The organism is Gordonia liuliyuniae (assembly GCF_021738805.1).
Classification (GTDB): domain Bacteria; phylum Actinomycetota; class Actinomycetes; order Mycobacteriales; family Mycobacteriaceae; genus Gordonia; species Gordonia liuliyuniae.
Genome location: NZ_JAKKOR010000007.1, coordinates 321609 through 343090, shown reverse-complemented (window position 1 = coordinate 343090; position 21482 = coordinate 321609). Strand labels below are relative to the sequence as shown.

Here is a 21482-nt window from a genome sequence, read left to right as displayed (position 1 = left end):
AGTCGACGGTGCCTCAGCCTGGCTAAACGGGCGTTATGGCGGGCGAGTCCGGGAGAACCGGCGTGAAAGGCGCGCCGGACGATGGGCGCGCCGAACCCATCTGGCCGGACTCGGCGAGGAACGCGACCAGGTCCGCGAGGGTTCGGCTCGAACTGCGCGGGCGGTATCCGAGGTGTTCGGTCGCTTTGGTGATGTCGACCGTCGGCTGCGCGAGGAGGGCGGAGATCGACGCACGGGACACGAGATCGGAGCCGAACAGTCGGCTGATCGGCTCGGCGACGGGGACGATCGCCTTGATCACCGGCAGCGGAATCGCCGCGAGGGCACGGAAACGGCCGCACAGGCCCGCGACGGTCCGCATGGCGTCGAAGATTCGGACCTGCTCGCCGCCGAGGAGATAGTTCTCCCCGGTGACCCCGTGCTCGGCGGCGAGCGTCAGTCCGATCGCCACATCACGGACGTCGACGAGGTCGAAGGAGCCCTCGGGGAACAGCGGGACCTTGCCCTGCGCGCCGTCGCGCAGCATGCCGTTGATGCGTGACAGGCCGTGGTCGACCGGACCGTAGACGCCGGTCGGATTGCAGATCACCGCGTCAAGTCCGTCGGCGATCACCTTGCGCAGTTCCTGCTCGCCCGCCCACTTGGAGCGGTCGTACACCGGGAGCGCCGGATCGTCTGAGCGGGCGGAGGTCTCGTCGACGGTCCCGCTGTCGGTGTACTGGTCGAACGAGTGGATCGAACTGCAGTGGACGAATCGTCGGACGCCCGCGGCGAGTGCGGCGCGGGCCGTCGCTGCGACACCCGCGGTGTTGACGCGCCAGGCGAGATCGTCTGCCTGCTTGAGGGTGATCATCGCGACCAGGTGGTACACGGTGTCGACCCCGGCAAACGCCTCGGCGAGGGCGTCCTGGTCGAAGACGTCGGCGCGGCGCCAGGTGACGTGCGGGTGGTCGAGGCAGTGCGCGGGCGACACCCGGTCGACCGCGACCACGTCGTGCCCGTCGGCGACGAGCCGCTCGACGAGGTTGGTTCCCACGAATCCCGCGGCTCCGGTGACAGCGACCTTCATGCGTTGTCCTTCATGTTCGACGGAAGCGAACCGTGTCGGACGGCCGCAAAATTAGAACACGTTCTAATCTGTTTGGTCAGCTTAAGGCACGGCGAAGCGCGTGCCAACCCCTCGCCGGACGGAGGCGGGCACGGATTTCTTGCGGGGTCAGCGGCGGATCGGCGCCGGACTCCACAGACCGCTGCGGGTCTGCGTGCTGTAGTCGATCTGCGCCGGTGTCGCCTCGTCGTACGGGGTGTAGCGCTCCAACGCGCCCCAGTCGCGACCGATGTCGCCCTTGAGGTAGGTCGCGACCGTGTCCGGCCGCTGCGACACCTGGAGCCAGCCGAGCGGTCCGCCGCCGAGGGCGCCCTGCCATGCGCTGACCGCGGCGGCGAGGTCGGCGCCAGGTCGGACCCGCCACTTCGGCGTCTCGACGACGCCCGCGTGGAAGTTGTACGGACGCTGGCACGGGAACACCAGACCGGACGTCCAGTCGACGTGGACCGGGTCGGTGTCGCCGACCGTCTCCTGCAGAGTCGTCATCTCGGGGATGCGCGGGGGTGTGACGACGATGAAGTGGTCCTCGGACAGGTTGTCGTCGTCGGCGACGATCCGTACCGCCGTCGTGTCCGACGGGAGCGACTCCGTCTCGACGCGGACGTTGCGCCAACTCGGACGCGGTCCGGGATCGATCATCTGTCGTTCGCCCGCGACCGTCAGGTCGGCGTCGCGCGTGGAGTTGGTCACCTCGTCGGTCGTGTACTCGAGATGGAGTTCACTGGATCCGAACACGCCTGCCGCCGAGAACGTGACGAGCGGCCGGTTCTGGAAGTCGGCGGGCACCCGGTACCAGCCGGAGGTGAGGTCGGCCGGGCTCTGGTCGATCTCGGAGTAACTGCCCATGACGGGAGTCCGGGCCGGGTCGAGCCCGAACGGCAGGATCGCCCGCGAACCGTTGGTGCCCGCGGCGGCGGCGATCCCTCCGCCGGTTCCGCCGCTATTGGCGATGAGCAGGTCGGGGTCGAGGCCCGCGCCCCATGCGAGGACGCCGAGCGACCCGGCGGGCGCCAGAGTCTCGAGGTCTTCACGAACGCCGTTCGCGCTGAAACCGCTGGTCGCGGCGCGCTCGGCGTCGGCGGGCGCAGTGGTCGGTCCGGCGAGCGGATCGGTGAGCGAGGCGTCCACCGGGCTCAACTGGTAGAGGTTCGGGTCGTCTTCGACCCACACTTTGTCTGCCATCCCGCACTGCTGTCCGGTAAAGGCTTCGATGTTCGAGCGCGGCACGGAGTACGAGTCGCTCTGGCGAATCCCGGTCATTGCCGCGGTCACGAGCAGGAATGCTGCGATCATGGTGGCCGCGAGGCCCAACGGCGACGCGGTGAGGATTCGGGTGGCTCGTCGGACCGGGCGCGGCTGATGCTCCGACTCGGGGTCGACGCCCGCGAACGGTTCACGGAAGTGGAACCAGAGCGCCAGCGCCATCAGCGCGAGGGACACGTACAGGAGGATCTGGCCGAGGGCGATGCCGCCGATCATCACCTGGGAGGTGCCCCACGGCATGCCCCACGCCGACGCGTAATAGAAGGAGTTCGGTGCGGTGAACGCCAGGCCCGTCACGAAGACGACGAGTGCGGCGAAGATCGTGCGGTTGCGTCTTGAATGAGTCGCGCCCGCGCTCGCCGCGATCGCGGCCAGCGCCGCCAGCGCTGCGGTGAGCCCGGCGAACACGCCAAAGTGGTGGGTCCACTTGGTCGGGGTGAACATCAGGAACAGCAGGGACCCGAAGGTGATGCCGACGATGCGGCGCGCCGGACCGAGCGCGGTGCCGGGTATCCGGGACTTGCGGATCAGGACGGCGCCCGCGACCGCCATCGACAAGATCATGATGACGACGGCGAAGCGGCGCGCGATGGAACCGTCGGCGGAGAACGCGAACAGCGATGAGTACCGGTCGATCTCGTTGTACCACTCGAGCGACGGCCCGAGATCGGTCTTCATCGTCGAACTCTCCATGAAGGCGGCGAGCGTCAAACCGGAGAAGACCGCGAAGATGACGAGCACCCCGGCTGCCACGATCGGCGCGAACAGACTCAGGTACGCGGCCAGCCGCCCCGAACCGGTCTGCAGTCGGACCTCCCGAGCACGCCGGACCACCGCCAAGAACATCGGGCGGGCGCCCGCGACGAGTGCGGCCACCGCCAGCACGCCCGTCGGGCCGGCAGCGATGCTGAACGCGCCCGCGGTGCACGCGATCGCGGCGGGCAGCAGTCGGCCGGTCGCGATGGCGCGCTCCACCGAGCACCAGGTGATCAGGGCGCCGAGGCAGATGATCGGTTCGGGGCGCAGTCCGTTGTTGAACGGGAACCACGCGACGAGGAACACCGCAGCGGCCGTCCAACCGACCGCCGGACGGGTGAGTGCGGCGCGGCCGATACGCGGCAGGATCTCGTGACTGACGATCAGCCAGACCACGATGCCGCACACCAGGGCCGGAATCCGCATCCAGACACTGGCGACCGAGACGTGGCTGAGCCAGCCGAACACCTGGTAGTACCAGCCGAACGGGGCCTCCGGGGCCCCGAACCAGCGGAAGTAGTTGGCCGTGTAGTCACTGTCCTGCGCGACCCGCGACATGGTCAGGAGGTAACCGTCGTCGGATGTGTTGGGCCCGATGATGTGCCACACCAGCAGGAGCCCGACGACCACGTAGTCGCGCGGCTTCAACCGCCACCAGCGGGCAGGGAAGAATCGTCGGTGTCGGCGCCCGTCGGTGGCGTCGAGCCGGGACAGCGCGACCAGCGAGATGATGACGGCGAGTATCCCGACGATGATGGCCGCCCACTTCAGTGCGGTCGGTGTCGTGCTGTAGCGCGAGTCGATGACGACATGCGCGTTCAGTCCCGGAATGTCGTCGACCCGGCCGTCGAGCTGAGTGAACAGACCGGTTATCTGCGGTCGTTGGTCACCGCCGGTCGCGCTGCCCTCGAGGGCTTCGTCGTCGTCACCGGTCAGCCCGGTGAACTCGGCAGTCACCGCGTCGGACGTCGCGTGGACCTCGATGTCGCGGCATTCACCGGACCGGACGTCGGCGAGGGGCGCCGACACCAACGGCATGTTGCGATTGATGACCTCGACACTGCGAGAGGCCTCAGGGGTCGACCGCTCGCCAGTCACCCGGATGAACAGTCCACGCTGCTGGGCCTTCTCGGCGGACGGCGACGCAGTGGAGAGAAGGACCGACGCACCGTCGGGGAGCCGGTCGACGGCCGTGCACGGAACGCTCGCCGTCAGTTCGATCGGCACATAGGAGAAGAGCGGCGCCGACACCGAGCCGACGGCGTCGGCCTGCGGCCAACTGATCTCCGCGACGGTCTGCTTCACCGGGAGCAGCGGCGTCGCCAGAGCGAGGAGCACGCCGAGCAGACCGGTGACGATCGCAGTTATCTGCGCCCGACGGGCGGTGATAGATGGCACAGGGTGACATCCTAATGCTTGGGGTTGCCCCGGTGCCTGTGGCCGGAGCCCGACGCGTGAGCCGGACTCCGGCCGGGGATCACGCGAACTCGGTGTCCCGGATCGGCACTAGCGGTGTTGTATCGCGGTCGGCGATGTAATTCGGTCGCGGCGATTCGGCCCCGAACGGGGCGAGCGGCGCGTTCTCAACACTGTTGAACACGAGGAACACGTTCGCCCGCGAATACGGCGTGATGTTGTTGCTCGACGCGTGCATCGAGTTCGAGTCGAAGAACAGCGCGGCGCCCGCTGCCCCCGTGAACTGCTCGATCCCGTACTCGAAGCCGAGTTCGGTGACGGCGTCGTCGGACGGCACTCCGGCCTTCTGCTTCTGCAGCGATTCGCGGAAGTTGTCGTCCGGGGTCTCGCCGACACACGGCACGAACACGCGGTGTGCGCCCGGCATCAGCATGAGGCCGCCGTTGAAAGCGAAATTGTCGGTCAGCGCGATGGATAGGCTGACCGTGCGCGGGGCAGGCAGACCGTCTTCGGCATGCCAGGTCTCGAAGTCCGAATGCCAGCCGAATCCGGTGCCGACCATGCCGGGCATCGCGTTGATTCGGGACTGATGGATGTAGACGTCCGAGCCGAGGATCTGTCGCGCCCGATCGAGGATGCGCGGAGTCCGCGCCAACGCGTCGATCACCCGGCTGTACCGGTGGACGGCGAAGATCGACCGGACCGCGTCGCTGCCCCGTTCCCGGACGACGGCCCCGGACGCGTCGACTCGCGGGTCGGCGGCGAGCCGCTCGAACTCGGTCCAGCAGGTCTGGACCTGGGCGGGTGTCAACAGCCCGTCCTCGATGTGGAATCCCTTCGCGTCGTACGCCGCGACCTGGTCGGTGGTGAACGGGCCGTCGGCCTCGCCCCACACGGTCGGATCGGGTCTGCGCATCATCGGGGCGGTTTCGGTCAGGCGCGTGCGATAGCGGTCCTGCACATTCGTCGCGGTGGTCAAGGAATCCTCCCTTTTGTAATGCGGTGTACGGGCCGACGGTCGCCGACCCTCCCCTCCACCGCTACCAGAGTTCGCGCCGACGGGCCGGGCCCGTGTTCGGTATTTCCCCTGCTGGTCGAGCGATGTGGAGCTCCCGACTACCATGAGACGTATGTCTTCCGCGCTGCCGATCCTGCTGCTCAACGGCCCCAACTTGAACATGCTCGGAACCCGGCAACCTGACGTGTACGGCGCCGACACGCTCGACGACGCCGTGCGTCTCGCCGAGCGGACGGCTGCCGATGTTGGGTTCGGGCTGCGCGCCTTCCAGACGAACCACGAGGGCGAGATGATCGACGCGATTCACGCTGCCCGCGGCGAGGTCAGCGGCATCGTCATCAACCCGGGCGGTTGGACGCACACGTCGGTGGCTCTTGCCGACGCATTGGTGATCCCGGATGTTCCGATCATTGAGGTCCACATCAGCAATGTCCATGCGCGGGAAGCGTTTCGGCATCACTCATACATCTCGCCGATCGCTGCGGGGGTCATCGCCGGCTGTGGGATCACCGGCTACGAGTTCGCGGTGCGACGTCTGACGACGCTCGTCGGCTGAGTGGCCGTGCGGCTGGTCGCCCGACTCGCGCCACGACTGGTCGGCGGTCCTCGTCGGCAGTGTGTCGCGTGTCCCACTATCTCTCGCGATAGGAGTCGCGGGTCGTCGGTCGGGTAGGCTGTAGTCATTCGGTGCCCGGCACCGTGCGTCGTAGAACGCCCCACGCAGACCCCGACTCGATCGCGGGTGCGTGAAATTCATACGGCGAACCGACACGCGGACCGCGTGTTCGCCACTCGATCTACCCGTATCGGCTCTACCGTGCCGTGCGACTGATCCCTGCCAGTAAGGCTATTAATGACTCTGTTCGCTGATCTCGGCGTGCCCGCTCCCATCGTCGACGCGTTGACCGCCGACGGTAAAGCGTCCGCGTTCCCGATCCAAGAGAAGACTCTCCCCGACACGCTCGTCGGCCGTGACGTCCTCGGCCGCGGCAAGACCGGCTCGGGCAAGACCGTCGCGTTCGCCGTCCCGCTCGTCGTGCGTCTCGCCGAAGCCGGAGTGCGTCGTCGCTCCGGCCGCCCCACCGGACTCGTGCTCGCTCCGACACGTGAGCTCGCGACCCAGATCGCCACCCAGATCGAACCGCTCGCCGCCGCCGTCGGACTGCGCGTCACCACCGTCTTCGGTGGTGTGAAGCAGGCGCGGCAGGAGCGTGCGCTCGGTGCGGGCGCGGATATCGTCGTCGCCTGCCCGGGCCGCCTCGAAGATTTGATGAAGCAGCGGATCGTTTCGCTCGACGACGTGCAGATCACGGTGCTCGACGAAGCCGACCACATGGCCGACCTCGGTTTCCTCCCGGTGGTGACGCGCATCCTGGCTGCGACGCCCGCCGGCGGCATGCGCATGCTGTTCTCTGCGACGCTCGACAACGGTGTCGACAAGCTGGTCAAGCGTTTCCTGAACAAGCCGGTCACCCATTCGCTCGAGGACGCGACGTCGCCCGTCGCGCAGATGACGCACCACGTCTTCCGGGTGTCGGGTGCGACGGAGAAGGCGGCGCTCGTTCACGAACTCGCTTCCGGTAGGGGTCGCCGCATCCTGTTTATGCGCACGAAGCATCAGGCGAAGAAGCTCGCGAAGAAGCTGACTGCGGAAGGTATCCCGGCAGTGGATCTGCACGGCAATCTGTCGCAGGCTCAGCGTGATCGGAACCTCGCGTCGTTCGCGGCGCCCGACGGTGCGAAGGTCCTGGTCGCCACCGATGTCGCTGCGCGTGGCGTGCACGTCGACGATGTGGAACTCGTCGTCCACGTCGATCCGCCTGCCGAGCACAAGGCATACCTGCACCGTTCGGGCCGTACGGCGCGCGCCGGTTCGTCGGGCGACGTCGTCACCATCTGCCTGCCCGATCAGTGGGGCGATCTGCGTAAGCTCCTGCAGAAGGCCGCGATCAAGGTTCCGGGTCAGCAGGTCACCGCTTCGTCGCCGGAGGTCCTCGGACTGGTCGGCGAACACGCGCCGCTCCGCCACCTCCCGGTGGCCGCGGCTCCTGCGCAGCAGCAGCGTTCGGGCCAGGGTCGTTCCGGCCAGGGTGGACGCGGATCGCGCGGTACCGGTCGTGGGCGCCGTGGCGGTGCCGCGAGTGGTGGCCGTGGCGGTGCCGCGAGTGGTGGCCGTGGCGGTGCCGCGAGTGGTGGCCGTGGCGGTGCTGCGAGTGGTGGCCGTGGCGGTGCTGCGAGTGGTGGCCGTGGCGGTGCTGCGAGTGGTGAGCATTCGGGCCAGTCGCGTTCGGCGGCGAACCCGAATCGTCGTCGTTCCGCCCGCCGACCTGCCGGAGCACCGTCCTCTCGCTAGGTTCTCTCCTCGTCCGCCGATCTGTGCCACATGCTGGTACGGATCGGCGGACGAGGTGTTTCAGGAGTTATCCACAGATGTCCGACACCCCCTTTTGCCGCGTCTGTGCTCCCGCCAGACTGTTGAGATGGGGGAGTTCGACGAGTCCGAGGCGCGACTGCGCGGCCTGACCCGCGAGCAGAGCGGGGTGGTGAGCAGACGTCAGGTGCTGGCGTGCGGACTAGGCACCGCGTACCTGCGACGACAGTTGCGGCGTGGATCGTGGGTCGCCGTGTATGAGGGCGTCTACGTGACGCACACAGGTCCGATGACGTGGGTCCAGCGTGCGTGGTGTGCCGTGCTGGACGCGGCGCCTGCAGCTCTCAGCCACCGATCGGCGTTGTGTGCGGTCACCGGGGTTGTCGGGGAGGCGAATGGGCCCATCCATGTCTGTGTCGATGCCCGGCGGAGTGTCACGCGCAGGCCAGGTGTTGTCGTCCACTACCGGACCGACTTCGACGACGTTGTCGTCCGCGATGCGCATCCTCCCCGCATTCGGACTGACGATGCAGTCCTCGACGTTGCTGCGGGAGCCGCGACCACGACGATGGCGATTGCGGCGCTGGCTGATGCGGTGCAAGTGCGGATAACCACGCCCGGCCGTCTCCTGGACGCGCTCGACAGACGCTGCCGGATCCGGCGGCGAAGACTGTTGCACGAGGTGCTGCTCGATGTCGACACGGGCGCGTGCTCGGTGCTCGAGCATCGATACCTCGCGAAAGTAGAACGCCCGCATGGCCTTCCCGCGCCGCTGCGGCAGGCCCCGACGACCGTCGGTCGACGTGGCTTCCGCGACGTCGAGTATGAGGACTTCGGTCTCATCGTCGAACTCGATGGACGGCTTGGGCACGACGACGCAGTCTCTCGAGACCATGACCTGCAACGGGACCTCGATGCCGCGGTCCTCGGCGACCGCCTGACTCTACGGCTCGGATGGGGGGGCAGGTCTTCGAGCGGCCGTGTTCGACAGCGTCGGGAGTCGCGCGGGCGCTGGCGAACCAGGGGTGGGCTCAGCGGCCTCGTCCGTGCGGTCCTGACTGTCTGATCGAACAGCCCGAAGCCGACTCGGCAGCCTAGTCCGCCGATCTGTGCCACATGCTGGGACGGATCGGCGGACGAGGCGTTTCAGCGCGTAAGCGCCTGCTCGACGAAGGTCTCGATGGCGCCGCACAGCATCGGACCGTGGCCCGGCATGACGACGACGGAATCGAGGTCGGCGAGGGCGGCGACGGCGGCCTCGTTAGCCGACACGTCGTGGGTGAAGACGTGATCGAGGCACTGCGGACCCGGGCTTTTGGCGATCGGATGGCCGCTGACCAGCGCGTCACCGGAGATCAGGACTTCGCCGTCCCCGGCGAGGAACGCGCTGTGCCCGCGGGTATGACCGTGCGTCGGGACCGCGACAGGCGAACCGGGCAGGGTCGACGGGTCGATGAACGCCTGGGTGTCGGGGATCCCGTCCTTGTCGAGTGCGCCCAGCCGCACGATACGGCCAAGCCAACCGACGACGGCGGGACGGTAGGCAAGCGGCGCGATGGTCGACGCGTCGGCCTGCTCCAGGTAGTCGCGGCGTGCGTGCGTCACCTCGGCCGGATCGGCGAAGACGTCGAACGAATACTCGCGCCGCAGACGTGCGATGCCGCCGAGATGGTCGACGTGCGCATGGGTGAGCAGCGCGGCGCGGATCTCCTGCGGCGCACTGCCGACCCGCCGCAGTGATTCGAGCAGGGCACCCGCGTGCCCGGGGTACCCGCCGTCGACGAGGGTCACGCCGGTCTGATCCTGCAGGATCACCCAGTTGACCGTCGATGTCGACACGAAGTGCGTCTTCGTGTCGCCGTGCGAGATGGTCGTGATCTTCAGGTCCGGCATATCGGATCAGCCTTTCTTGACGACGAGGACGAACGGTCCGACTTCGGTGACGGTGAACATCGGGTCGTCGAACACGGTCGGCGAGAACGTGACCGTGTATCGACGCACATTGGGATCGTTGGGGTAGACGTCTTCGGCCAACCGCAGCGTGTAGCCGTCGGCGCTGTACCGGAAGAGGAACACATCGGGGCTGCGCCACGGTGTGGCGGCCATCGCTGTGGTCAGCTCCTGCGTGGTGGTCGTCGACGACCACTGTTCGATGGCTTGGGCGCGTTTGGTGAAGTCGGCGAGCGGATTCGCATAATGCGAGGTCAACCCTTGGAATCCCCAGTACGGGTAGAGGGACAGGAATCCATAGTCCGCGGTCAAGACCACATTCTGGTTCGCCGGCTTCCCGGTCTGTTCCCGGATCAGACGGTGCAGTTCCGGATAGTACGATTCGGCGCCTGCCGGATGCTGGTCGGCGCGCTGACCGTACCCGTCGGTGTCGGTGTACGCGGTGGTGATCTCTGCGGACAGGTGCGACGGGATCGACTGCGCCAGCGCGACCGCGACGATCGCCGCGAGGACACCGATCGCCGTGCGGACGTCGCCGAACTTCGCGACGGCGGCCCGCGCGAGCTCGACGACGCCGAGAATTCCGGCGGCGGCAAGGATGACGGCGGTCACCGCTTCGAGGCGGAACGAGAGCAGCGTGGAGCCGATCGCCGTCCGCGCCAACGACACGCACGTGATGCCGAGGACGCCGATCAACGTCCACGCGAAAGCGAAGCCGATCGTGCGCCGAGTCGCGCGCAGCAGAACCCACAGCAGACCGATCAGGGTGAGGACGCCGACCAGGTTGAGCTGGAACATGGGTAGGCCGACCACTGCGCCGTTCTCCGGCAGATAATGCTCGGCGCTCCCGTCCGGCGTGACGCTGCTCGACGCGCGTTCCACGAGATAGGGCGTCCATACGATGAGCGCTACTGCGGCCGCGACCGCACCCATGACGGCGAGCCGGACGATCACCGCCAGCTGCTCGGCGCGGCGCTCTGACGTCCCGGGGACCGCGGTGTTCCGACGTCGTAGATACGACTGGACGAGATAGCCGATCGCCATCAGAACGGCGGTGCCCGCGAACAGACCGGTGTACAGCGTGTACACGCATGCCGATACGCCGATGAACAGACCTGCGGCGACGACGGACAGCCAGCCGGTGCGCCCGAGCGTCGTCGGCCCGTCGGTGAGGCGACGGCGCCCCCGCAGCGCGGACGCCGTCACGACCACCATCGGGACGCCGACCAGGATCAGAACGGCCGCGTACGGTTCCGGCGACGCGTAGACGAGGGTGACGGCGGTCGACGCGAGGCCGATGGCAGTACCAGTCGAGACACCGACCATTCGATTCCACAGCGCGGTGCCGAGTGCTGCGGCGATCGCGATCGACAGCACCGCCCACAGCTTGTACGCCTCCCAGCCGGGCATGCCGATGAGGCTCGCGAATCGGCCGCCGAACCAGAACCAGCCCGCCGGGTAGTAAGGGGCGAGACCGTCATAGGTCATGTCTGCCAGATGTGGACTGTCGGTGAGCCGCGTCAGGTATTCGGTGCGGAACTGCTGGTCGGCGGACAGGCCGAACAGGTAAAGCTTGGTGGCGCCCAACGGCATGCCGAGCGTCACGGTCACCAGCCCGGCAGAGGCCAGCGACGACACCCAGGACGTCCACGTCCGCGACCGCCCTGATCGGTAGGCGACGACGGTGAGCGCCGCGACGACGATCACCACTGCCTGCCCGAGGGTGGTGACGGCCCGCGACACGTTCGACGTGTTGAACGCGGGCCAGTCGACGGCGCCGATCACCTTCAGGCCGGCGAAGGCGACGACGGCGGCGAGGACGACGGCGCCGCCCAGTTCGGCAACGTCGCGTGCCCGCGGGTTCTTCACGAACTCGCGTCGGGGTTTTTCGGGGGCGTCGGCGGTGGACTGCACGAGATCAGATGGGCAGCTTGCGGAAGATCGGGCGCGGGACGTGGCGCAGCGCCATCATGATGAACCGGAACGGGCCCGGAACCCAGACGATCTCCTTGCCCTTCGCGACGGCTGCGATCGCCAGACGCGCCACGTCCTCCTTGTTGACGGTGAGCGGGGCTTCGGCGACGTGCGCCGACAGGCGAGTGCGGACCTGACCCGGGCGGATCACCAGGACGCCGATCCCTTCAGAGCGCAGCGCGTCGCCGAGACCGAGGTAGAAGCCGTCGAGGCCAGCCTTGGTGGAGCCGTAGACGAAGTTGGAGCGGCGGACGCGTTCGCCAGCCACCGAGCTCATCGCGATGATCTGGCCGTGACCCTGCTCGCGCATCTTCTCGCCGAGGAGAACACCGACGGAGACGGCCGCAGTGTAGTTGATGTTCGCTTCGAGGACGGCGAGCTTCTGGTCCTGCCAGGCCTGCTCGTCGTCGCCCTGGATGCCGAAGGCGACGACGGCGACGTCGATGTCGCCGCCCGCGAACGCCGTCTCGATGACGTTCCGGTGGGTCTCGGTGGCGAGCGCGTCGAAGTCGATCTGCTCGACCGACGACGCTCCGGCGTCGGTCATCTGCGCGACGGCGGCCTCGGCTGCCGGGTCGCCGGGGACGGTCGCCAGGACCACGCGCATGGGGCCCTTGGTCAGGTACTCGGCCGCGATGGCCAGGCCGATCTCGGAGGATCCGCCGAGGATCAGGATGGATTGCGGAACGCCGACGGCGTTGAACATGCGTATCTGCTTTCGTCTGTGATGTGTGTAGTCGGCGTCAGGCCAGTTCGAGGCGTCGACCCATATCGGACATGAACACCTGGTTCGGGTCCACGCGACGTCGCGTCGCGATCCAGTCGTCGACCTTCGGGTACATGGCGTGGAAGGTCTCGGCGGTGGTCCGCGAATCCTTCGCCGTGTACAGGCGTCCGCCGATCTCCATGACGCGGCGGTCCAGTTCGGAGACGAACTCGTGCAGGCCGCGTTTGATCGGGAAGTCGACGCAGATGTTCCAGCCGGGCATCGGGAAGCTCAGCGGAGCCTGGTTGCCTTCACCGAACAGTTTGAACACGTTGAGGAAGCTGACGTGTCCGGAAGCCTGGATGTCGTAGATGATGCCCTTGAACTCCTCGACGGCCTCCGGCGGAACGATGAACTGGTACTGCAGGAATCCGTGCGAGCCGTAGGCGCGGTTCCAGTTCCCGAACAGGTCCAACGGGTGGTAGAACTGCGTCAGATTCTGGATCTTGCCCTGGTAGTTGCCGCCCATCCGGTAGTAAGCTTCGCCGACCATCGAGAAGTTCATCTTGTTGGCGAGCCCGTTCGGGAAGATGTCCGGGAAGTTGACGAGCGTGGGCGCGTCGAACTTCAACGGGTCCTTGGCGAGCTTGTCGGGCAGCTGGTCGAGTGTCGCGAGCGAGCCGCGCGAGAACGTGCCACGCCCCAGACGCGGGGGCTTGCTGATCGCGTCGAACCAACCGGAGCTGTACGTGTAGTTCTCTTCGGACCCGTCCATGTGGAGAGCGATGGTCTCGTCGAGGCTCTTGGTGACAGAGCCGTCGGCGATGAAGTAGGCGGTCTCGGTGCGCGTCATCTTGATCTTGGCGCGCAGGATGATTCCGGTCAGGCCGATGCCGCCGATCGTGGCCCAGAAGATCGACGCGTCCGGGTCGTCCGTGCTGCCCTCAGGGGTGAGGGTGAGGATCTCACCGGAGGCCACCAGCAGGGTGATCTCGACGACGTGGTTGCCGAAGCTGCCCGAACTGTGATGGTTCTTGCCGTGGATGTCGCAGCCGATGGCGCCGCCGACCGTCACCTGACGAGTACCCGGCAGCACCGGGACCCAGAGGCCGTACGGCAGCACGACGCGCATCAGCGTGTCGAGGTCGACACCTGCGTCCAGATCGACGATCGCCGTCTCCGTGTCGATGTCATAGATCCGGGTGAGCTGAGTCATGTCGATCGTCAGGCCGCCGGAGTTCTGCGCGTTCTCGCCGTACGACCGGCCGAGCCCCCGCGCGATCACTCCGCGTTTCAGATACGACGGCTTGTCCGCGTCCTGGTCGGCGACGCGTGCGACGGCGTCGGCGATGACCTCGGGATACGGCGTGGTCAGCACATGCCCTTCGGTGGGCATCGTACGACCCCAACCCATCAGAGTCCGAGTCTGGATTGGAAGTAGTTCTGAGTTCGTCATCGTCAGTAGAGGTTACCCGCCTCTCGTGTCCGACCGCCGTCTATGTGATGCCCGTCGTCTACATTCGTCTGTGAAGGCGAGGGAGGCCGCCGGGGGAACCGGAAGGAAAAGCATGATCGTGGTCGGGTACGCAGGCGGTTCGCACGGACGGGCTTGCCTGGAGCAGGCCATCGACGAGGCATCGGTGCGCGGCACCGGTGTGTTGGTGATCAACGCTGTGTCCGAAGGTGGGCGAGGCAGCTCGGCCCGCACCGTCCGGATCGTTGACGCAGACGAGATCGCGCAGGTCCAGGAGCGGCTAGTGGAATCGGGTGTGCCCTTCGAGATCCGGCAGCAGATCGGCGCCGACCCGTCCGAGGAGCTTCTACGGGCGATGGACGAGCCGGACGCACAGCTTCTCGTGATCGGGATGCGTCGTCGCACGCAAGTAGGAAAGCTGTTGTTGGGCAGCACATCCCAGTATCTATTGATCGAATGTGCGAAACCGGTGATGGTGGTGAAGCCGCAGCGGGCTACCGCATGATCCGTTTCAGGAACGGCGTCGAGTCCTTCATGGATGCGAGCACCGTGCCGGAATGGTCCTGCGTCGGGTAGACGTGGAAGTCGACGGGCTGACCGGCGGCCCTCATCTGTGCGTACAGCGAGATCGCCGACGGTGCCGGGACGTCGATGTCCTTCAGTCCCTGACCGAGGAAGATCGGGCGGTCGTAGCCGGAGTACGGGGTGCTCATGTAGTCGACGAGGGCGGCTTGGACGCCGGGGATCGACGCGAGCGGCCGAGTGAACCACGAGTTGATCTCGGCTCCGTCGAGCGCGGACTTGAGTTCGGGGTAGCAGAGCTTCTCGGCGAGCCGCACGACGCGTCGTCCCTTTGCGCTGAGCACACGCTCGGGGTGCAGGTCACTACGGGCGTCGGCGAATCCGGCGACGATGTAGGCGGCGTACGTGGTGAGCCCCGACGGCAGCGCGACCGGTGGGAACTGCGGCCCCGCCTGCCACACGATGTGCTCGATGTTCGCGGGCGCCCCGGTCGCGACGACGCCGCGGTAGTCGAGCCCGCTGCCCTTCGACAGCGACGTGGCCCGTCGCGCCGCATTGAGGGCTGCGCCCGCACCCTGTGACTGGCCGACGATCGCCCACGTCTTCGACAGGGGGAGACCCGCCTGTCGGGCTGCGATCACCGAGTCGACGGTCGACGTTGCCGCCACCTGTCCGCTCAAATAGCTCATCAGCCCTGGCGTCCCAAGACCCACGTAGTCGGTGGCCACCACCGCGTAGCCCTGGTCGAGCCAGTGGCCGAGGTATGCGACGTCACGGTCGCTGCGCGGCTGGGCCGACGGCGTACAGGTGTCACCGAGCCCGACAGTGCCGTGCGCCCACGCGATCACCTTGTGTCCGCCCGCGGGAGCCGGTCGCTTCGGGAGGAACACCGCGCCCGTGCTGACCGCGGGCTTCCCGTCGAAGTCGGGAGAGGAGTACAGGATCCGGTAGGCGTCGCCCGCAGCGGGCAGCGTGATCGACGGGTCGAGGGGCGTCTTGGCGAGCAGCGTGCCGTGGGCTCCGATCGGGCCGTCGTATGAGCGTGCGTCCAGCCCCGACCAGACCGGCGTCGGCGTGGTCTCCGCATGTGCGGCGGGCGTCGTCAACGCCATGCCTGCGACCGTCGCACACGCCAATGCGGTGGCACAGAGACGGCGGGTGAGGCGGTGAGCGGAGAAGGCGGCGGGCATAGCTTTGGACCTTAGCCCGCCCGGCCGGTGATCGGCGAAAGTCTGCCCGAATCTGCTGTTCACCGATTCTCCTGCGTCCGTCTGGGCGCGCGGACCGATAGGCTGGTCCGGTGTCAGACTCCACACCCGACGACGTCGACCGCGTTCCGTTCCCTGTGCACCCCGCACACGACGACTTCGCGACGCGGCACGCTCCCATGCCGATCGAGCTGCCGTTCGACGACGAAGAGGCGTCGACGAGCGTCGATCTCAAGACTCAGTTGGTTCGCTTCGTCGCGACCGGCGTGCTGTCAGCGGTGTTCGACTTCGCGCTCACCCTGCTACTTCAGAGCGTCGCCGGAGCCCCGTACTGGCTCGCGAAGGCATGCGGTTTCATCCTCGGCACCACCATCGCCTACCTGATCAACCGCCGTTGGACATTCCGGGCGGAACCGAGCAAGGCGCGTTTCATCGCCGTCGTCCTGCTGTACGCGGTGACGTTCTTTGTCAACATCGGCCTGTACAGCCTGCTGATGCACGAGTGGGGTTCGTCTCTCGTCGCCAGCGCTTGCGCTTTCGTCGTCGCGCAGGGCGTGGCGACCGTCATCAACTTCGTCGTCCAACGAACTGTGATCTTCAAGATCAGGTGATGCTGACCTCAAGTCTCCCGGACAGCCTCGGCATCGCTCCACGGCGGATGGTGGCGCTGAGCGGGGAACTTGAGGTCAGCAGTCGCAGCAGTCGCAGCAGTCGCAACAATCGCAGCAGTCGGAGCCGTCGCATAGCGGCGAGCGGTACTTGTCCGTGCAGTGGTTCCAGTGGCTGGTGCACAGCGCCGGACCGCAGAACGTGACGCCGCTGAACGGGAGAATCCGCTGGTACCACGATCGGTTCGGTGGGAACGGCGGCGGATACGGCCATCCCTCCGGCCAGTCGAGAGGCTGCTGAGGAGGCCACGTCTGCAGGCCTGATCCGATCGCCTCGATCCGCGCGCGTTCACCTGCGCGGCGACGACGCCGGACGGCCTGGGCGACTCCGTCGACGAGAAGTGCGCGCAGAAGTCGGTCGTCGTGGAGTGCGAGATCCCGGTACCGGTGGGCGACGCGGGCGGCCAGCATCGTCGACCCCGCGAGCGCGAGTTCGTCGGACGTTCCGGTCGCGGTCAGCGGGTTGAATGCTCCGACTGCGTCGTCGGCAAGCCGATCGTCGACGGCGTCGAGGAGATGCGCGAGGCGACCGTAATCGGCTCCGATGTCGGCGAGCACGTCGCGGTTGGCAGGAGCTTGGGCCAGGTCGGCGCTGGAGGCGAAGACGGCGGCGCAGGCCTGCGCGGTCGGTTCGGTCAGCGCATCGAGATCGGTCGACGTCGTCTCGATTTCGGCCTGACGATCGAGCACGGTCAGGATCGTCGAGACGTCGAGTACATCGCCGGCGCGTGCCGCCCGGCGTTCCAATCCGTGCACAGCCATCCCTGCCGCGCGGGTGCGCACCGGCATAGCAGGTGCAAGCCCGTGCCGTTGTTCGGCCACCGCGTCCCGCGCCTTCGCGGACGCCAGGGTGAGCGACGCGGCCGTCCCGAGTCGCACCCCGGGGTCGTTCGACGTCACGACTTCAGCGCGTCGCATGCCGCGGAGAGCGCACGGCCCAGCGGTCCGCGTGGCGGCGTCCGGAATGCGCTGCGCGGCGGTCAACACCGACACCATGACGGCGTCGGTGTTCGTCGTCAGCCGGGCCGTCTGACCGTAACCGTCGCGCAATGACAGGCACAGGCCGCACAGATGCGCGCGCCACTGATCACGAAGATCGTCGTCGAGCACGTGCCGACACGGCTGGAGCAGACCGAACATGCGTCGAATCTACTGTCGCGGACCGGGATTCCTTCGGAAGCGCAGTCGAAAGACAGGCCGGCGTGTCAGGAGAACTGCACGAGCGCCGTGCACTTGCCGAACACGCGTTTGCCGTTGACCGTCGCACCGAACGTGATCAGTCCGCGCTTGGTCTCCGGGTACAGCGTCTTGATCTTCGCCGTGTACTCGACGAAGGCCGCATCTGTCGGCGGAACGTAGACGGCGCTCGAGAAGCGGGCGCTGAGCTCGCGGAATGCGGCGGGATCGCCGACGAACTCCGACAGGTAGCCGGCCGCTGTGCCCAGGGTCAGCATGCCCTGCGCGACCACGGTGTCGAGCTTCGCGGCGGCCGCGAGCTCGTCGCTGTAGTGGATGGGGTTCGGGTCACCTGCGACGCCGACATAGTTGACGAGGTCGCCGCGCGTGAACTTCTGCCTGCGCGGCGGGATCTCCTGGCCTTCGGTCAGTGAGTCGAACGCGATCGCGCCGAACGCCCGCGGCTCGTCGTCGGGGATCTCGGCGGCCTCAGCAGGGACCAGCGGCAGCACGTGGGACCCAGCAGGCGAGAACATGACGTCGTCGACCATCGACTGGAACTCGTCGGTCAGACCGTCGCCGGACTCCCCGGGGCCGGCGAGCGTGGTCCACGACTCTTGCATGACACCCTTGTCGAGATCGCGGATGACCGTCTTGCCCGTGAACAGGTCGGCGCCGGCCGCGGACTTGTAGGAGTCCAGCGAGACGTCCGACTTGAGGCGGTCGCCCGCGGTGACCGGCTTGTGGAACACGAACCGCTGCTCCACCTGCAGGACACCCGACTTCAGCGGGTTGCCTGGGATCATCTCGAACAGCTGGGCCTGCGCCTTGGTGCCGTCGAGGACGACGATCGTCAACGGTGCGAGCAGCCGGTCGTGGCCTGCGGCGGCAGACTTCGCCTCGTCCCAGTGGACGGGGTTGTCGTCGTGCAGGGCCCGAGCGAACTCGCGGATCTTCTCGCGGCCGACCTCGTAGTAGTCCTGAGTCGTGAACACCTTGCCGATCTCTGCTTCGATGGCCTTGGTGCGATCGGTTCCACTACTAGTCATGAGTAACCATTCTACCGAGCGGTAAGCACGAGAATTACCACGCGTCTGCGTTATGACCCACTATTCACCTTCGCGATCACGTTCTCGCCGTACCAGTCGAGGTGTTCGATCTTCTTCTCGAGCGGTTCGGTGTCGTTCCCGACGACGTAAGGGAGACGGAATCCGACGATCACATCGGTGATGCCCTTGTCCTCGAGGCGCTTGCAGCCGTCGATTGTGTACGCGTCCATCGAGATCACGTGGATCTCGAACGGGTCGTTCTCCTTGCCCTCCGCTTTGCGGATCGCCGAGATCTTGTCGAGCAGGGCGTCGAGTTCCTCGCCGGGGCCGCCGCCATGCATCCAGCCGTCGCCGCGGATCACCGCGCGCCGCAAGGCGACGTCGGCGTGTCCGCCGACGAGCAGCGGAATCGGCTTGGTCGGCGTCGGCGACATCTTGATGCTCGGAATATCGTAGAACTCGCCGTGGAATTCGAAGTATCCGCCGGAGGTGAGGCCGCGGATGATGTCCATGCACTCGTTCATCCGCTTGCCGCGGCGTTTGAAGTCCACGCCCATGATGTCGTAGTCCTCCGGCCAGGGGCTGGTTCCGACACCCAACGACAAGCGGTTGTTCGTCAGATAGGCGACTGACGCAGCCTGCTTCGCGACGAGGGCGGGCGGCCGGATCGGCAGTTTGAGGACGAACGGTAGGAAACGCAGCGTCGTGGTCACCGCGCCCAGCGCCGCCGCTTGGATGAACGTTTCGATGAAGTCCTTGTCTTCCAAGAACTCTCGGTTTCCGTCCGGGGTGTACGGGTAGGTGGCGTCCGACACCTCCGGGTACGCGATCGAGTCGGGGATGGTCATCCCGGCGAAGCCGGACTTCTCCGCGGCCTGCGCGAGTGGTGCGTAGTAGCTGACGTCCGTCATGGCTTCGGCATAGGTGAATCGCATGACAGTCAGGGTAGAACACGTTCTAGTTAGATGTCGATGGATTGATTACGACGAGGCGATGCCGAGAAGATCGGTACGCCCAGCGGCCTCCGAGGGCAGTATGCCCTCGGAGGCCGCTGAGAAAGCCGAACTTCTACACAGAGCCGGCGAACGCGCAGATCAACGCGTGTCGGGGCGTGCGAACCGTTCCCCGCGCCCCAACTTGCGGAGGCGCATCCACTCGCGGAAGCCTGCGACGTCACGCTGTTGGACGAGGAAGAACCATCCGAACCGCGCATACTCCTGGGGCAGGAGTTTGCGCATGCCGGGTTGGCTCATCAGGTAGCCGCGGTTGCGGTAGGTGAAGTACCGCTTCACCTCGTTGTCCGGGTACTGCGTGTGCATACGGCCGCCGAGGATCGGCCGGAACTCGTCGCTGCCGTCCGGATGCAGATACGCGGTGGTCAGACAGGTGCCGAAGGCGATTCCCGAACGCGCGAGCCTGCGATGCATCTCCACCTCGTCGCCGCGGAAGAACAATCGAAGATCGGGCACACCGATTCGTTCGATCGTGTCCGCGGAGAACAGGGCGCCGTTCATCAGCGACGCGATATCGGGGAGAAGGTCGTCTGACCGCTCCGCTCCGGGCTGGGTGTCCGCGAACAGTTCGGAGCGCTTGCGCCGCCAGACGAGTCCGCGTCGTAGCGGAAAAGCCAGCGCATCGGGGTCGGCGATGTTGACGACCACCGGAGACACCTGACCGAGAGCGTGGCGGTCGGCGCAGTCGAGCAGCATCGTGAGGACCTCGGGGCCTTCGGGGCGGCCGTCGTCGTCGGCGCACCACACCCAGTCGGCTCCGAGCGCGAGCGCGTGCAGCATGCCGAGCGCGAATCCGCCCGCGCCGCCCAGGTTGTGCTTCGACGGGATGTATGTGGTCTCGACCGGCTGGCCGTCGACGAGTTCACCGACGGTCGGGTCGGCGTCGTTGTCGACGACGATCAGGTGGTCGACGGGTCGGTTCTGATTCGCGACGACGTTCAGCGACTCGGCGAGCAGTTCGGGCCGTCGATGAGTGACGACGACGGCGACGACAGTGGTCACCGCGCGGCCTCGTCGTTCTCGGCGAGCACCTTGCGGACCTGGGCCGCGGCGTCGGGGCCCTGGTACGCGCCGACGACCTCTTCGATGCCGCCGTCCATGCGAACCTGGCCGTGATCGATCCACAGCGCGCGATCGCACAGTTGGGCGAGGAACTCGTTGGAGTGGCTGGCGAACACGAGGATCCCGGAGCGTTCGACCAGGGCTTGCAGTCGGACGCGGGCCTTCTTCATGAACTCGGCGTCGACGGCGCCGATACCCTCGTCGAGGATCAAGATCTCGGGGTCGATGCTGGTGACCACGCCGAGCGCGAGGCGCACACGCATGCCGTTCGAGTAGGTGCGCAGCGGCATCGACAGGTAGTCGCCGAGCTCGGAGAACTCCGCGATCTCGTCCGTCTTGCGCAGCATCTCCTTGCGGCTCATGCCGAGGAACATGCCGCGGATCAGGATGTTCTCGTACCCGGAGATCTCCGGGTCCATGCCGACACCGAGGTCGAAGACCGGCGCGACGCGGCCGCGTACCTTGCAGGACCCGCGTGTCGGCTCGTAGATCCCGGACAGCAGACGCAGCAGCGTCGACTTGCCTGCGCCGTTGTGGCCGACGAGGCCCACGCGGTCACCGTGCTCCAGGTGCAGGTTGATGTCGCGGACTGCTTCGACGACGACGGTCTTCGACCCGTTGGAACCGATGACGCCGCCGGCGGCGCCGATGACCGCCTTCTTCAACGAACGGGTCTTGGCGTCGAAGATCGGGAAGTCGACGCATGCGTCCCACGTGTCGACGCGGATGTCGGTGTTGTCTGCCACGG

Annotated in this window: 18 protein-coding genes; 5 read left to right on the top strand and 13 right to left on the bottom strand. The window is 66.9% G+C overall.

What is annotated here, in order from left to right; translation table 11 throughout:
• Positions 1-22 precede the first annotated feature (22 nt).
• The 3 genes from L5G33_RS10480 to thpD all read right to left on the bottom strand — a co-directional run bounded on the left by L5G33_RS10480 (position 23) and on the right by thpD (position 5462).
• Entirely contained in the window at positions 23-1069 is a 1047-nt protein-coding gene (locus L5G33_RS10480) for an NAD-dependent epimerase/dehydratase family protein (protein ID WP_236998110.1), read from the bottom strand.
• A gap of 147 nt (positions 1070-1216) precedes the next feature.
• Positions 1217-4525, bottom strand: a complete 3309-nt coding sequence (locus tag L5G33_RS10475) for an arabinosyltransferase domain-containing protein (RefSeq protein ID WP_236998109.1) — start codon at positions 4523-4525, stop codon at positions 1217-1219.
• 79 nt (positions 4526-4604) lie between these two features.
• Positions 4605-5462, bottom strand: a complete 858-nt coding sequence (gene thpD / locus L5G33_RS10470) for an ectoine hydroxylase (RefSeq protein ID WP_236998222.1) — start codon at positions 5460-5462, stop codon at positions 4605-4607.
• A 211-nt stretch (positions 5463-5673) separates the two neighbouring features.
• Here thpD and aroQ point away from each other — a divergent pair, with 211 nt between their 5' ends.
• The 3 genes from aroQ to L5G33_RS10455 all read left to right on the top strand — a co-directional run bounded on the left by aroQ (position 5674) and on the right by L5G33_RS10455 (position 8998).
• Positions 5674-6117 (top strand): type II 3-dehydroquinate dehydratase, encoded by a 444-nt coding sequence (gene aroQ / locus L5G33_RS10465; protein WP_236998108.1) that lies wholly within the window; start codon positions 5674-5676, stop codon positions 6115-6117.
• A gap of 297 nt (positions 6118-6414) precedes the next feature.
• Positions 6415-7914, top strand: a complete 1500-nt coding sequence (locus tag L5G33_RS10460; RefSeq protein WP_236998107.1) for a DEAD/DEAH box helicase — start codon at positions 6415-6417, stop codon at positions 7912-7914.
• Between the two features lie 127 nt (positions 7915-8041).
• Positions 8042-8998 carry a type IV toxin-antitoxin system AbiEi family antitoxin domain-containing protein gene (locus L5G33_RS10455; protein ID WP_308191562.1) on the top strand — a complete coding sequence of 319 codons (957 nt, stop codon included), beginning with the start codon at positions 8042-8044 and terminating at the stop codon, positions 8996-8998.
• An 80-nt stretch (positions 8999-9078) separates the two neighbouring features.
• Here L5G33_RS10455 and L5G33_RS10450 read toward each other — a convergent pair whose 3' ends face one another.
• The 4 genes from L5G33_RS10450 to dprE1 are packed head-to-tail and all read right to left on the bottom strand — an operon-like array spanning position 9079 to position 14018.
• The gene (locus L5G33_RS10450; RefSeq protein ID WP_236998106.1) at positions 9079-9825 is read right to left on the bottom strand and encodes an MBL fold metallo-hydrolase; all 747 of its coding nucleotides are present in this window, start codon (positions 9823-9825) and stop codon (positions 9079-9081) included.
• 6 nt (positions 9826-9831) lie between these two features.
• Positions 9832-11751, bottom strand: a complete 1920-nt coding sequence (locus tag L5G33_RS10445; protein ID WP_236998105.1) for an arabinofuranosyltransferase — start codon at positions 11749-11751, stop codon at positions 9832-9834.
• Between the two features lie 49 nt (positions 11752-11800).
• Positions 11801-12562 (bottom strand): decaprenylphospho-beta-D-erythro-pentofuranosid-2-ulose 2-reductase, encoded by a 762-nt coding sequence (gene dprE2 / locus L5G33_RS10440; protein WP_236998104.1) that lies wholly within the window; start codon positions 12560-12562, stop codon positions 11801-11803.
• A 37-nt stretch (positions 12563-12599) separates the two neighbouring features.
• A complete protein-coding gene (gene dprE1, locus L5G33_RS10435; protein ID WP_236998103.1) occupies positions 12600-14018 on the bottom strand; it encodes a decaprenylphosphoryl-beta-D-ribose oxidase in 1419 nt (472 codons plus the stop codon).
• 112 nt (positions 14019-14130) lie between these two features.
• Here dprE1 and L5G33_RS10430 point away from each other — a divergent pair, with 112 nt between their 5' ends.
• Positions 14131-14541 carry a universal stress protein gene (locus L5G33_RS10430; protein ID WP_236998102.1) on the top strand — a complete coding sequence of 137 codons (411 nt, stop codon included), beginning with the start codon at positions 14131-14133 and terminating at the stop codon, positions 14539-14541.
• On the opposite strand, the gene L5G33_RS10425 is transcribed toward L5G33_RS10430, so the two are convergent.
• Positions 14531-15748 carry an alpha/beta hydrolase family protein gene (locus tag L5G33_RS10425; protein WP_372476882.1) on the bottom strand — a complete coding sequence of 406 codons (1218 nt, stop codon included), beginning with the start codon at positions 15746-15748 and terminating at the stop codon, positions 14531-14533. The two genes, L5G33_RS10430 and L5G33_RS10425, sit on opposite strands and share 11 nt — an antisense overlap.
• Positions 15749-15945: 197 nt before the next feature.
• On the opposite strand from L5G33_RS10425, the gene L5G33_RS10420 reads away from it, so the two are divergent.
• Positions 15946-16377: a GtrA family protein gene (locus L5G33_RS10420; protein WP_236998220.1), complete on the top strand. Its 432-nt coding sequence runs from the start codon at positions 15946-15948 to the stop codon at positions 16375-16377.
• Between the two features lie 75 nt (positions 16378-16452).
• On the opposite strand, the gene L5G33_RS10415 is transcribed toward L5G33_RS10420, so the two are convergent.
• From L5G33_RS10415 to wzt, 5 genes are all read right to left on the bottom strand, one after another.
• A complete protein-coding gene (locus L5G33_RS10415) occupies positions 16453-17574 on the bottom strand; it encodes a DUF5685 family protein (RefSeq protein ID WP_236998101.1) in 1122 nt (373 codons plus the stop codon).
• Between the two features lie 65 nt (positions 17575-17639).
• Positions 17640-18659 (bottom strand): fused (3R)-hydroxyacyl-ACP dehydratase subunits HadA/HadB, encoded by a 1020-nt coding sequence (locus L5G33_RS10410; RefSeq protein ID WP_236998100.1) that lies wholly within the window; start codon positions 18657-18659, stop codon positions 17640-17642.
• Positions 18660-18709: 50 nt separating this feature from the next.
• Positions 18710-19594 (bottom strand): TIGR03619 family F420-dependent LLM class oxidoreductase, encoded by an 885-nt coding sequence (locus L5G33_RS10405; RefSeq protein WP_236998099.1) that lies wholly within the window; start codon positions 19592-19594, stop codon positions 18710-18712.
• A gap of 159 nt (positions 19595-19753) precedes the next feature.
• Complete coding sequence (gene glfT1, locus L5G33_RS10400; RefSeq protein ID WP_236998098.1) at positions 19754-20674, bottom strand: galactofuranosyltransferase GlfT1; 921 nt, start codon at positions 20672-20674, stop codon at positions 19754-19756.
• A complete protein-coding gene (gene wzt, locus L5G33_RS10395) occupies positions 20671-21480 on the bottom strand; it encodes a galactan export ABC transporter ATP-binding subunit Wzt/RfbE (protein WP_236998097.1) in 810 nt (269 codons plus the stop codon). Before wzt ends, glfT1 begins: the two co-directional genes overlap by 4 nt.
• Positions 21481-21482: the final 2 nt, after the last annotated feature.

Bases quoted from the DNA above. Each gene is read 5' to 3' on its own strand.
- L5G33_RS10480 (WP_236998110.1), bottom strand. From the start codon at position 1,069: ATGAAGGTCGCTGTCACCGGAGCCGCGGGATTCGTGGGAACCAACCTC.
- thpD (WP_236998222.1), bottom strand. From the start codon at position 5,462: ATGATGCGCAGACCCGATCCGACCGTGTGGGGCGAGGCCGACGGCCCG.
- aroQ (WP_236998108.1), top strand. From the start codon at position 5,674: ATGTCTTCCGCGCTGCCGATCCTGCTGCTCAACGGCCCCAACTTGAAC.
- L5G33_RS10460 (WP_236998107.1), top strand. From the start codon at position 6,415: ATGACTCTGTTCGCTGATCTCGGCGTGCCCGCTCCCATCGTCGACGCG.
- L5G33_RS10455 (WP_308191562.1), top strand. From the start codon at position 8,042: ATGGGGGAGTTCGACGAGTCCGAGGCGCGACTGCGCGGCCTGACCCGC.
- L5G33_RS10450 (WP_236998106.1), bottom strand. From the start codon at position 9,825: ATGCCGGACCTGAAGATCACGACCATCTCGCACGGCGACACGAAGACG.
- dprE2 (WP_236998104.1), bottom strand. From the start codon at position 12,562: ATGTTCAACGCCGTCGGCGTTCCGCAATCCATCCTGATCCTCGGCGGA.
- dprE1 (WP_236998103.1), bottom strand. From the start codon at position 14,018: ATGACGAACTCAGAACTACTTCCAATCCAGACTCGGACTCTGATGGGT.
- L5G33_RS10430 (WP_236998102.1), top strand. From the start codon at position 14,131: ATGATCGTGGTCGGGTACGCAGGCGGTTCGCACGGACGGGCTTGCCTG.
- L5G33_RS10425 (WP_372476882.1), bottom strand. From the start codon at position 15,748: ATGCCCGCCGCCTTCTCCGCTCACCGCCTCACCCGCCGTCTCTGTGCC.
- L5G33_RS10420 (WP_236998220.1), top strand. From the start codon at position 15,946: ATGCCGATCGAGCTGCCGTTCGACGACGAAGAGGCGTCGACGAGCGTC.
- L5G33_RS10415 (WP_236998101.1), bottom strand. From the start codon at position 17,574: ATGTTCGGTCTGCTCCAGCCGTGTCGGCACGTGCTCGACGACGATCTT.
- L5G33_RS10410 (WP_236998100.1), bottom strand. From the start codon at position 18,659: ATGACTAGTAGTGGAACCGATCGCACCAAGGCCATCGAAGCAGAGATC.
- L5G33_RS10405 (WP_236998099.1), bottom strand. From the start codon at position 19,594: ATGCGATTCACCTATGCCGAAGCCATGACGGACGTCAGCTACTACGCA.